The organism is Flavobacterium potami, from assembly GCF_020026915.1.
GTDB lineage: Bacteria > Bacteroidota > Bacteroidia > Flavobacteriales > Flavobacteriaceae > Flavobacterium > Flavobacterium potami.
Window position 1 is genome coordinate 1237824 of sequence record NZ_JAINUY010000001.1, and the last position, 13790, is coordinate 1251613.

Annotated in this window: 6 protein-coding genes; all 6 read left to right on the top strand. The window is 35.2% G+C overall.

Translation table 11 applies throughout. The features are described 5' to 3' along the window. The first annotated feature begins 27 nt into the window (after positions 1-27). The 6 genes from K6T82_RS05140 to K6T82_RS05165 all read left to right on the top strand — a co-directional run bounded on the left by K6T82_RS05140 (position 28) and on the right by K6T82_RS05165 (position 13789). Positions 28-1461, top strand: coding sequence for a sialate O-acetylesterase (locus K6T82_RS05140; RefSeq protein ID WP_223704850.1), 1434 nt, complete (start codon positions 28-30; stop codon positions 1459-1461). A gap of 109 nt (positions 1462-1570) precedes the next feature. Then, complete coding sequence (locus K6T82_RS05145) at positions 1571-3898, top strand: DUF5703 domain-containing protein (RefSeq protein ID WP_223704851.1); 2328 nt, start codon at positions 1571-1573, stop codon at positions 3896-3898. Next, positions 3895-6345, top strand: coding sequence for a T9SS C-terminal target domain-containing protein (locus tag K6T82_RS05150; protein ID WP_223704852.1), 2451 nt, complete (start codon positions 3895-3897; stop codon positions 6343-6345). Before K6T82_RS05145 ends, K6T82_RS05150 begins: the two co-directional genes overlap by 4 nt. Positions 6346-6516: 171 nt before the next feature. After that, on the top strand, positions 6517-8532 hold the full coding sequence (locus K6T82_RS05155; RefSeq protein WP_223704853.1) for an aceric acid hydrolase: 2016 nt from the start codon (positions 6517-6519) through the stop codon (positions 8530-8532). 200 nt (positions 8533-8732) lie between these two features. Next, positions 8733-9716, top strand: coding sequence for a pectinesterase family protein (locus tag K6T82_RS05160; RefSeq protein ID WP_223704854.1), 984 nt, complete (start codon positions 8733-8735; stop codon positions 9714-9716). Positions 9717-10396: 680 nt separating this feature from the next. Then, positions 10397-13789 (top strand): SusC/RagA family TonB-linked outer membrane protein, encoded by a 3393-nt coding sequence (locus K6T82_RS05165; protein WP_223704855.1) that lies wholly within the window; start codon positions 10397-10399, stop codon positions 13787-13789. Position 13790: the final 1 nt, after the last annotated feature.

Sequence of the window (13790 nt, forward strand, 5' to 3'; positions counted from 1 at the left end):
AATTTGTGGCGGAAAAAAAATATAAAAATGAGAAAATTTAGAAATTCAATTATTGCATTTGTGGTTGCTTTGTCAAGCCTTCAAATCAACGCAAAAATCAAAATGCCAGCATTGTTTTCAGACAATATGATGTTGCAGCAAAAATCAAATGCACCAATTTGGGGCTGGGCAGAAAAGAATGCAAACGTTACAATCAAAACATCTTGGAATTCTAAGGTTTACAAAACAAAAGCGGATGCTTCTGGTAAATGGAAAACTGATTTACAAACACCAGTTGCAGGGGGACCATTTACAATTGAAGTTACAGAGGGAACTGAAAAAGTAACGATTAAAAACATTTTAATTGGCGAAGTTTGGCTTTGTTCAGGACAATCAAATATGGAAATGCCTTTAAAAGGATTTCAAGGACAGCCTGTTAAAAACGGAAACGAGATCATTGTAAGATCAACCAATAAAAACATTCGTTTGATTACGATTCCGCGTGCGACGGTTTTAGAACCAAAAGACGATTTTGAAGGAAAATGGGAAGAAGCTTCTCCAAAATCAACATCCAATTTTAGTGCAACGGCTTGGTACTTTGGATCGCTTTTACAAGAAGTTTTAAATGTTCCTGTTGGGTTAATTCATGTTTCGTACGGCGGTTCGAGTATGGAAGCGTGGATGAACAAAGAAATGCTGAAAGATTTCGCTAGTGCTAAAATTCCGACTACAAAAGAAGAATTGGCAAAAGATCCAAATCGTGTTCCAACGACTTTGTTTAACGGAATGCTTTCACCTGTGATTGGCTACGGAATTAAAGGTTGTATTTGGTATCAGGGAGAATCAAATTACGAAAGAGCAAATGAATACACCGCTTTAATGAAGAAAATGGTAAGCAGTTGGAGAACGATGTGGAATCAGGGAGAATTTCCTTTTTATTTCGCTCAGATTGCACCGTTTAATTATGCTTCATTTCATCCAAAAGATTATTTGGAAAAATACAATTCGGCTTATTTGAGAGAGGCGCAGTTTAAGGCTTCAAAAGAAATTCCGAATTCGGCAATGGCAGTTTTAATGGATGTAGGAGAAGAAAATAATATTCACCCAATGGACAAGGAAAAAGGAGGAAACCGATTGGCTTTTCAGGCTTTGGCAAGAACATACGGAATAGAAGGATTCGAATTCGAAAGTCCGAAATATAAATCGATGGAAGTAAAAGACGGATCTGTAACGGTTTCTTTTGATGATGTGGCAAACGGAATTACGTCTTATGAAAAAGAAGTGACAGGTTTTGAAATAGCGGGAGAAGACAAAGTTTTCTATCCTGCGAAAACGGTTGTGAGAAGAAAATCAGTGGTTTTGACTTCTGATAAAGTATCCAAACCAGTTGCAATACGCTATTTATGGAAAGATTTCGCCAAAGCGGAATTGTTTAGTGCAGGAGGATTGCCGGTTTCTTCTTTCAGAACAGACGAATGGTAATACCTAACGAACTCCTGCAAGGTTTTCAAAACCTTGTAGGTGTCTTGTTAATTTAGAACTTAAAAAATATACCTACAAGGTTTTGAAAACCTTGCAGGAAACGAAAAAAATGAAATATTTAAAATACATAATTCTCTTCACCACGCTTTGCCTTAAGGCACAAATTCCTACGCTCGATAGTTACAATCAAGTCTGGACAACGCAAAGCGCAAATTCATCAGAATCTATGCCTTTGGGAGGCGGTGATATTGGTATGAATGTTTGGGTTGAGAAAGGAGATTTGTATTTCTATTTTTCACGAAGCGGCACTTTTGATGAACATAATACTTTATTGAAATTAGGACGCGTAAAAATTACATTAAGCCCAAATCCTTTTGAAGGAAAAGAAGTATTTCGTCAAGAATTAAAATTGAAAGACGGTTATGTTTTGGTGGGACAAAATGATACTAAAATCAAACTCTGGGTGGATGTTTTTAAACCAATTATTCATGTTGATTTAGAAAGTAAAAATCCGTTGAAAATGACGGCTTCTTATGAAAGCTGGCGCCATCAGAACCGTATTTCAAAAGGAAAAGAAAACAATTCCAATTCTTATAAATGGGCGCCTCAAGGAGATCTTGTCAATTTTAAAGATTCGATTGCTTTTGAAAATAACGGACTTAAATTCTACCACAGAAATCGTGAACAAACCGTTTTTGATGTTGCCGTAAAACAGCAAAAAATGGAATCGGTTAAAGATCAAATGATGAATCCGATTGCGAATTTAACTTTCGGCGGATTCATGAAGGGCGATAACTTAAAACCAGACGGAACTTATTTAGGAAAATATCAGGATACCGATTTTAAAGGTTTTAATTTAACGAGCATTAAACCTTCAAAAAAACATTCGTTAGAAATTTATTTAAATACTGACCAATCTGATTTTTCAACTTGGAATAACGGTTTACAAAGTTTGATTGCTTCAAATAAAAATACCGCAAAACAAGCCGAAAAAAACACGATAAAATGGTGGAATAATTTCTGGAATCGCAGTTTTATTTTTACACAAAAAAATCAATCGATTGGGAAGGATTCGGTTTATCAAATCGGACAGAATTATCAGTTGTTCAGATACATGTTGGGTTGCAATGCGTACGGAAAATATCCAACGAAATTCAACGGCGGACTTTTTACGGTTGATCCTGTTTACACGAATAAAGATTTGAATTTCACACCCGATTTTAGAAATTGGGGCGGAGGAACGATGACCGCTCAAAATCAGCGATTGGTTTATTTTCCGATGGTAAAAAGCGGTGATTTTGATATGATGAAATCGCAATTGAGTTTTTATTTGGATTTGCAAAAAAATGCCGAATTACGCAGTAAAGTCTATTGGAAACACAACGGAGCATCTTTTACAGAACAATTAGAAAATTTCGGACTTCCTAATCCTGCTGAATACGAATGGAAACGTCCCGCCGATTATGATCCGGGAATGGAATATAATGCTTGGCTGGAATACGAATGGGATACTGTTTTAGAATTCTGCCAAATGATGTTACAACAGAAAGAGTATGCAAAAGAAGACATTCAGAAATACAACCCATTTATCATAAGCTGTTTGCGTTTTTTCGATGAACATTATCAATATTTAGCGAAACAAAGAGGTCGAAAAGCTTTGGACGGAAACGGAAAATTAGTTCTTTTCCCAGGTTCAGCTGCTGAAACTTACAAAATGACGAATAACTCAAATAGCACGATTTCGGCTTTGCAAGTTATTACAGAAAGTCTTTTAAACCTTTCGGCGAATGAATTGTCAAAAGAAGACGTTGAATATTTAAAAGCATTTCAAAATAGAATTCCGCCTTTGAATTTTGGGCAGATTGAAAATCATAAAGTTCTGCTTCCTGCAAAAACTTGGGAACGAGTTAATAATACGGAAGTGCCGCAATTGTATCCTGTTTATCCGTGGGGAATTTATGGCGTTGGGAAACCAGATTTAGAAACAGCTTTAAATACATGGAAATACGATCCGGATGCTTTAAAATTCAGAAGTTACATTGGTTGGAAACAAGACAATATTTTCGCTGCTCGTTTAGGTTTGACCAATGAAGCATCAAAATACAATACGTTGAAAATGGCCAATTCAGAACGACGTTTTCCAGCATTTTGGGGACCAGGTTTTGATTGGGTTCCAGATCATAATTGGGGAGGGTCAGGAATGATTGGCATGCAGGAAATGCTTTTACAAGAAGCAGACGGGAAAATCTATCTTTTTCCAGCTTGGCCAAAAGAATGGAATGTTCATTTTAAATTACATGCGAAACAAAACACTACGATTGAAGCTGAATTGATTAATGGAGAAGTAAAGGTTTTAAAAGTAGTTCCAGAAGAAAGAAAAAAAGACATTATAAACCTGATTGGAAAATCAGAAACTGAAAAAATTACCATAAAATGATTAAGAAATTAGTTAGTTCATTTGCTTTAGCAATGCTTTTGACAGCAAATGGACACGCACAAAATACCGATAAACAGGTTGTAAAAGTCGATTTTGACTTTTTTCAAAGAAGATTGGAAGAAGTTCACGATCCAAGTTACGATTCGTGGGTGATCAATGAAAATAAAGAAGACCAGAAAACGTTTAATGGGGTGACTTTTAAACTAAAAGGAAACTTCACTTCAAAATGGTACAAGGTCGGAATGAGCGCTCCGTTTTATAATAAATTAGGCTCTGACGGATTGGTTACAACTGAAAATTTAGAACTGAAGATTAGCGGTTTAAAAGATGGTAAACATACACTTTTGACGTTTCATAATGCCTTTGATGTCATTACAGGAAAAACTTTTTCGCCAATAAAAATCTTTGTAAACGGAAAACTTCAAGAAACTGTAAATGCTAGTCAAAGAGCTAATGCTAAAGCAGATGCAGCAATGGCTTACATTACATTCAATGCAGAAAAAGGAAAAGATGTTGTGGTTCGTTTTGAAATTGATCCAACGAATAATGCTGATATTGTAAAACAAATCGTTGTGAATGGTTTTGAATTGGACACACCAAACTTAATGAATCAGGCGCGTTTTCCAGAACCTGCAAATAGAGATGAACATGTTGAAGTTACTAAAAATGTAATTTTAAAATGGGATGCTCCGAAAAATGTTGTCGCTCATAAATTGTATTTCGGTTTAGATCAAAACACAATAGCAAACGCAACAGAATCTTCAAAAGAATTTAAAGGAAAATTAGTTGATAAAAATTTCTCTGTTTCTGATTTATACAGCGGTTCAACTTATTATTGGAGAGTAGATGAAGTGGATAATAACGGACAGGAAACTTTAGGAAATGTTTGGTCGTTTAAACCTGCTCAATTGGCTTTTCCAGGTGCTGAAGGTTATGGACGTTATGCTGTTGGAGGACGTGGCGGAAAAGTAATTGAAGTAACAAATCTAAACGATGACGGGCCAGGAAGTTTACGTGATGCGATCAATCAGGAAATTGGTCCTAGAACGATTGTTTTTAATGTTTCGGGAAATATTAAACTGGCTTCGAGATTGGTTGTAAATCAGCCTTATATTACGATTGCTGGACAAACTGCTCCGGGCGAAGGAATTACAGTTACAAGAGCTCCAATTGGATTAACAGGAAATGAAGGTGTGATTCGCTTTTTGAAAGTGAGAATTGGCGGTGGAAAAACGTTTGACGGAATGGGATTAACAGGAGCTAATTTCAGTATTATTGATCATTGTTCAATCAGCTGGACAATTGATGAATCGTTTAGTTCTCGTGGTGCGCACCATATTACTTTACAACGAACTCTAATTTCTGAAGCTTTAAACGTGGCAGGACATGATAAATACGAAGCAGGAAAAATGCACGGTTATGCAGCTACAATTGGCGGAGATATCGGAAGTTTTCACCACAATTTACTAGCGCATAATGAAGGAAGAAACTGGAGTATTGGCGGTGGTTTAAGCGGTGACGGATTTTACACAGGAAGATTAGATATTCGTAACAACGTAGTGTACAACTGGGGAAAAAGAGCAACTGATGGTGGCGCAAACGAAGTAAACTTCGTAAATAATTATTACAAACCAGGAGCTTCAACTAAGATTTTTGTGGCTTTGAATGCACAACACGAAGGTGTTGGAAAAGGAATGCAGCGTTATTTCTTCGATGGAAATGTAATGCCAGGTTATTTCGATGAGAAATCTCAGGATAAAGGCAGAAAATCAACAATCAGTCATAACGAAATTGTGAATTATGAAACTTTCGTAGATAAACCATTTTTTGAGTCTTATGTAAACACACAATCGGCTAAAGGAGCTTATAAAAATGTTCTTTCAGACGTTGGAGCAAATCAGCCGTATTTTGACAAACACGATAACCGAATTATTGATGAAACTTTAAAAGGAACATTCACTTATAAAGGAAGCAAAAGCGGTTACGGCGGTATGATCGACAATGAAGAAGATGCTGGAGGATGGCCAAACTTTCCATCAGAAACTCGCGCAACAGATTGGGATACGGATCATGATGGATTGCCAAATTGGTGGGAGAAAGCTTTTGGTTTAAATGAAAATTCACCAGCAGGAGATTTCTCAGATGCGAATTCAGATGTAGATAAAGACGGATTTACACAACTAGATAATTATTTAGACTGGCTGGCACAACCTCATTATTTTATCAATTTAAAAGATAAAAAATCTTTGTCAGTTGCAGATTTTTTCAAAGGATACGATAACAAGCCAGTTTATACTTTTTCTGAAGTTAAGAACGGAAAAGCAAGTTTAAAAGGAAAAGAAATTCAGTTTACAGCTGAAAATAAAGGTTTTGCATCATTCGTAATCACTGTAAAAGATGCGGACGGAGATTCAATGAGCAGAACTATTAATTTCTTTGTAAAATAAAAAAATGATTTTGCCACGAATTACACAAATTTCCACGAATTAATTTTTGCCACAGATTAAAAGATTATCACAGATTATAAAAAATCAATTTAATCTTTTTAATCTGTGGCAGAAAAAAAAGAAAAATTAGTGCAATTCGTGTAATTCGTGGCAAACAAAAAAATATTCAAAATGAAAAAGAACATCATTCTATCCTCTTTATTTCTTTCAACTGTAATCTTTGCACAAAACAAAGGTTTGGTGGCGAATTCACAAAGTCCGTATTCAAAATTGCAAAGCGTTGGTTTGCAAGACGTAAAATGGACTAACGGATTCTGGAAAGAACAATTTGATGTAGAAACCAAAAGTACCTTGCCGTATATGTGGGATTTGTATCATAGCGAAACCTCTCATGCATACAAAAACTTCGAGATTGCGGCAGGATTGGATAAAGGAACTTTCAAAGGGCCTTCTTTTCATGATGGCGATTTCTATAAGATTTTTGAAGGAATGGCAGCCACTTATGCCGTTACAAAAGACAAAAAACTCGATGCCGAAATGGATAAAGCTATTGCGCTTTTCGCGAAAGTACAGCGTAAAGATGGTTATATTCATACTCCTGTTTTAATTGATGAACGTTGGGGAACTTTAGGTCCAGAAGAAGTTAAAAAACAATTGGGTTTCGAGAAATACAATATGGGGCATTTAATGACTGCGGCCTGCATTCATTATCGTGCTACTGGAAAAACGAATTTCCTAAATATTGCCAAGGGAGTTGCCGATTTCTTATACGATTTCTACAAAAAAGCATCTCCAGAATTGGCTAGAAATGCGATTTGTCCGTCTCATTATATGGGAATTGTCGAAATGTACAGAACGGTAAAAGACCCAAAATATTTAGAATTGGCTAATAATCTGATTGATATTAAAGGAACTACGAATGATGGAACCGATGACAATCAGGACAGAGTTCCGTTTAGACAGCAAACAACCGCAATGGGACACGCTGTAAGAGCGAATTACCTATATGCAGGAGTTGCAGATTTGTATGCCGAAACAGGAGAGAAGAAATTGTTAGACAATCTAGAATCTATTTGGGATGATGTGACGTATCGTAAAATGTACATTACAGGTGGTTGTGGTTCTTTATACGACGGAGTTTCGCCAGACGGAACTTCTTACGATCCAACTGTGGTTCAAAAGATTCATCAGGCCTACGGAAGACCTTTCCAATTGCCAAATGCAACAGCTCATACCGAAACTTGCGCCAATATTGGGAATGTGTTATGGAACTGGAGAATGCTGCAAATTACGGGAGATGCCAAATATGCTGATATTGTAGAATTAGCGCTTTACAACAGCGTACTTTCTGGAATGAATTTAGAGGGAGATAAATTCTTGTATAACAATCCGTTGAATGTTTCAAACGATTTGCCTTTTCACCAAAGATGGGGAAATGTGCGTGAAGGTTATATTGCATTATCAAACTGCTGCGCACCAAACGTAACGAGAACTGTTGCCGAAGTTGGGAATTACGCTTACAATCTTTCAAAAGAAGGTTTGTATATCAATTTATACGGAAGTAACAATTTGAATACAAAAACGTTAAACGGAGAAGCATTAGAGATTGAACAGCAAACCAATTATCCGTGGGACGGAAAAGTAACCTTGAAAATTGTAAAAGCTCCAAAAGATTTGCAGGCTTTCTTTTTAAGAATTCCGGGTTGGAGTCAGGACGCTGAAGTTTTGGTTAATAATTCGAAAGTTTCAGATAAAATTGTTTCGGGAACTTATCTGAAATTAAATCAAAAATGGAAAAAAGGCGATGTGATCGAATTGAATATGCCAATGCCAGTTGAGTTGATGGAAGCGAATCCGTTAGTGGAAGAAGTTAAAAATCAGGTTGCTGTAAAAAGAGGACCTTTGGTATATTGTTTAGAATCAGATCAATTGCCCGCAAATACGAGTGTGAATGATGTTATTTTAAACTTGAATTCTGATTTTAAAACTGATTTTACAGAATTAAAAAACAGAAAATTAGTTACGATTGAAGCGACTTCAAAAATTGCTGCTGATAATTCTTGGAACAAAACGCTTTACAAACCGATTTCAACAAAAGATGGAAAATCTTTAACGGTAAAATTGGTTCCCTATTTTGCGTGGGGAAATAAAGGACAAGGAGAAATGACGGTTTGGATGTCGCATTAATTTTTTTGGGACGCGGATTGGACGGATTTACTTCGTAAAGACGCGGATTAAAAACAGATTTTAGTCTTAATGTTTGTCATTCCGAGGAACGAGGAATCACACTCGTAACTCGACAAAGATTGGCGATTAAGATTGTGGAATTTCTAGTGTGATCTTTCCTTCGTCAAGATGACAAAACAAAATCAATAAATAAAAAAACTATGAAATATATTCTGGCTTTATTTTTAATAACGTTTTCTGTATCAGCCCAGACGCTCGATAAAAAATTAGCCTTAACTGTTGCTCAAGACGGTTCTGGAGATTTTAAAACCATTCAGGAAGCGGTAAATAATGTCAAAGACAATTCAGAAAAACGTGTTGTGATCACCATAAAGCCAGGAAAGTATGTGGAGAAATTAGAAATTCCAGTTTCTAAACCATTCATTACTTTAAAAGGAACAGACAGAAATAAAACCATTATTTCGTTTGATGATTATTCAGGGAAACCGCTTCGAGAACCAGATCCGTCAGGGAAAAAGGCATTTGGAACAGGAACTTCTTATTCTTTTATGATTAGAGGAAACGATTGTACACTTGAAAACTTAACTGTCGAAAATACGGCAGGAAGAGTAGGACAGGCGGTTGCACTTCATATAAAAGGAGATAGAGTTATCGTAAAGAATTGTAATCTTTTAGCAAATCAGGACACACTTTATTTATCCGAAGGAAATACCCGCATTTATTTCGAAAACTGCTTCATCAACGGAACAACTGATTTTATTTTTGGTGCTGCAACAGCATATTTTTATAAATGTACAATTGAAAGCTTAATAAACTCTTATATTACGGCAGCTTCGACACCGCAGGGACAGGCTTATGGTTTTGTTTTTACAGATTGTAAGCTTACTGCGAAAGACAAATCGGTAGACAAAGTATTTTTGGGAAGACCTTGGAGACCTTATGCGCAAACCGTTTTAATTAATACTGATATGGGTTCGCATATTATTCCAGAAGGATGGAACGCATGGATCGACACTAGATTTCCAGATAAAGACAAAACGGCTTATTATGCAGAATTTGGAAGTAAAGGTGTAAGTGCAAAAGATATTTCTCAGCGTGTTGTATGGTCGCATCAATTAAAGAAAGAGGAAATCAAAAAATACGATCGAGATTTAGTTTTAAACGGATGGAATCCAAATAAATAAGATAATATTTTTTTAGTCTTTTGTAACAAGTATTCTAAATATAAACCCGCTTGCATCTATTGTTGAGCGGGTTTTTTTATGTTCTATTTTTAGCTCTCTAATATTTTAGAAAAGCCATTTGCAATTCGTTGGTCAGAATTTACGTTTAAAAAAAAAATATTATGCTAATTTTTTTAACCTAATTTTAAATAGTATCCTGTATTTGTTTTGTAGGTTTTTATATGTAAATTAAATGTTATTTTAATGATTAACTCTAACGTTTTCGTAAAAATAAACTATTTATAAGCGTCTACTTATCAGCTATGGTACTTCTTAATTTTGCAGAATAAATAGTATATGTATATTTTTGATGTAAATCTTATTGTTTTTTAGTCAAAATAGGAATATAAATTTTGCTTTAAGCAATCAATTGACTTAAATATTTTGTATCGTTTATTTTTTTCATTCGTTTTTTATTAATATTGTTTTTTTTGTGACGTTTTTTTTGAATTTATGTTATTAAAACAGGATACAGCAGGACGGTTCTCATATATCATCGTCATATTTTTGGAATACTAAAATAAATGTGTTTTAAACATTTAATAAAATTCTTTAAGATTTCTTTAAGTAAAATTTTATTTTAATTAAGACATGTTAACATGACTAACTAACAATTAATAACCTAACCAAAAAAAACATTTATGAAACAAGCACTTATAAAAAGATGTAGTTTTCTTTTGTTTACATTGATGAGTGTGCTGAGTTATGCTCAAAGTAATCAAGTTACAGTAACAGGAACTGTTACAGATAATTTAGGAGGACTTCTTCCTGGGGTTAACGTCACAGAAAAATCTACCAAGAATTCGGTGACAACAGATTACAATGGTAAATACCAAATTAAAGTTAAGAGCGGAGGAACTTTAGTTTTTTCTTTCATTGGAATGAAAAAAATTGAAATCCCTCTTAATAACCGCACTGTTGTTAATGCAAAAATGGAAGACGATTTTAATCAATTAGAAAATATTGTAGTAGTTGGTTACGGTAGTCAGAAGAAAAAGGAACTTACTGGAGCTATTGCTACTATTAAGGCAGATGACTTAATGGATTTGCCAGTTACCAATTTATCTGACGCGTTAAAAGGATTAGTTCCTGGTGTTAACGTAACTAGTGGAACTGGGCGTCCTGGTGAAGCGGGAAGTGTTTCGATTCGTCAAACATTTAGTTTATCTAAAGATGGAGGATTTAGCGTTCCTTTGGTAATCATTGACGATATGATTCAGGTTGATCCTACTAATGGTAAACCTACATTAGAACAATTTAACAGATTAGATCCTTCTGAGATTGAGAGTATTACTGTATTAAAGGATGGTTCTGCCGCTATTTACGGTTCTCGTGCATCGCAAGGAGCAATTTTGGTAAAAACGAAACGTGGAAAATCAGGTAAAGCAAAATTCTCGTACAATAGTCAATTTGCTATCAATGACGCTGTAAGTCATAGTAAAGTTTTGGATGCTTATGAATTTGGGCTATTCAGTAACAGATTTTTTAAGTCGAGAGTAGCTGCACCAGCTGTGATTGATCCGGCTACAATTTATTCAGATGCAGAATTGGAGCAGATGAAAGGCTTAAATTACAACTGGTTGGAAGAAGCATGGAAACCTGCTATTCAACAAAAACACTCTTTCAACGTAAGTGGAGGTAGCGAAGATATTACTTATTTTGCAGGTGCTACTTACTTGACACAAGATGCAAACTTAGGATACCAAAAATATGAGAAGTGGAATTTCCGTACAGGGATTAATGCTAAAATTGCAAAGAATTTAGATTTATCTGCTTCTGTTTCTGGAAATGTTGGATTTATCGATAAGTCATTTACTAAAGCGTCATCTAATATCAGTGACGGTAGTTATGCTTCTGCTGCTGGTGGAGAACAAGCAGATTACGGATTCTTATTGCATATGCCACAACATGTGCCTTGGCAAACAACTATAGATGGAAAACAATATTACGTATCTCCATTTCCTAATTCAAACAAAAACTTTGGAAGTGCAAATGCTAATAACAATATTGCAGGTTGGAACTATTTTGCAAACTTAAATAATGGTTCTCATCAGACTACAGATGACAATACATTCAACGTAAATGCTTCGTTAAATTATAAAGTAGCTGCTGTAAAAGGATTATCTTTCAAAGTAAGCTATTCTAGAAATCAAAGTTCATCATATAATGAGCAAATTCAATTGCCATATGATTTAGCTAGAATTAGAGATTATCAACTTCAGGACAGACACTTAGCAAGTTCTGCTAATCCAAGTTTCTTTAATTCAAGTACTAATCCAACAGGAAGTTATGTTCTTGAAACAAACGCAAGAAACTCAAGAGTTTACTATAATAATACAGATAGTAAAAGTACTCAAGGAGATTTCTTGATTAACTACGACAGAACTTTTGGAGATCACCAGGTTGGAGCTATGGTAGGTGGAGAGGCTTCAGAAACGTATAATACTTTTACACGTTTGGCTTATGAGAACACAGGAAAAGATTATTTAGGAGATTATCGTACTGCTGGTACATTAAGTACTTCTAATAGCCAAGCTACAAAAGTAGAAGGAGGAACATTATCTTATTTTGGACGTTTGAACTATAGCTTTAAACAAAAATATTTGTTCCAGTTTATTCTTCGTAGTGATGCTTCGACAAAATTTGCACCAGAAAATTACTGGGGAACTTTCCCATCAGTTCAGGTTGGTTGGGTAATGTCGAAAGAAAGCTGGTTTGAAAAAGGTTTACCATGGGTTGATTTCTTCAAACTTCGTTACTCTATCGGAAAAACTGGTAAAGATAACATCGCTCCATGGAGATGGGAACAATATTACGATCTTATTGTAGATAAAGGTTTCCAATTTGGACCTGGTACTGCTACTAGTGGAGGTGGATTTAATGGAAATGGTTTAACACCTAGAGTAAATCCAAACAGACAAGTAACTTGGGATACTACTATAAAAAATAACTTCGGAGTTGATATTAATCTATTGAAAAACAGATTAAGTATAACTTATGATTACTACTACGACCAAAACAAAGATATGTTGACAGATATGAGTAGTGCTGTTGGGGTGCCAATCTCTGTTGGAGGTGCGTATGCTGAACAAAACTACGGTAGAATTGATGCATGGGGACACGAATTTGCGATTAACTGGAGTGATAAAATAAAAAGTAACATGAGTTATAATGTTGGAATCAACTTTAGTTACAATGATAATGAAGTTAAAAAATTCCCTGATCAAGGAAATTTAGTTCCATCAAATAATACAACAAGAGTAGGATATTCATCATATAATCCTATCTGGGGATTTGCAGTTTGGAAAGGAACATCTACAGGAGACGGTATCTTACGTACAGATGAAGACATTGCAAATTACTGGGCATATTTAACAGAACGCGCTACTGCAGTTGGAGGAGTGCCAAGATATTTGGACATCAATTCTGCTGCCGGAATGAGAAAAGGATCTTTAGCTTATCAAGACGTTGCAGGACAGCTTAATCCTGATGGTACATTGGCACCAGCAGATGGGCAAATCATGAAAGATAATGATTATGTGAAATTAGCAAACAGTAGCAGAACTTACGGTTTTACAACAAACTTAGGTTTTAAATATGACGGATTCTCTTTGAGAACTCAAATTGCAACTTCATGGGGTGGAGCTACTTTTGTAGATTTAGTAAACCAAGGTACATCATCAGCTCACAATATGTGGTCTCGTGAAAGTTTTTGGAAAGATATGTATGCTGAGGATAATCCAAATGGTAAATATCCAAACGTAGCACAGTGGGCTTATATGTCAAGTCCTTCAGATTTCTGGCAATTGAATACATTCCGTTGTTTTGTGAGAAACTTAAGTCTTAATTATGATATCCCTAAAAAGGTATTTGCAGATACAAAAATCTCTGCTATCACATTGGGTGTAACAGGTAATAATCTTTGGGATTTATACAATCCTTATCCAGATCATTATAGAAACATGTATGATAATTCTTCTGTAAATTATCCTACACTTAGAACTTGGTCGCTTAATTTTAACGTATCATTCTAAT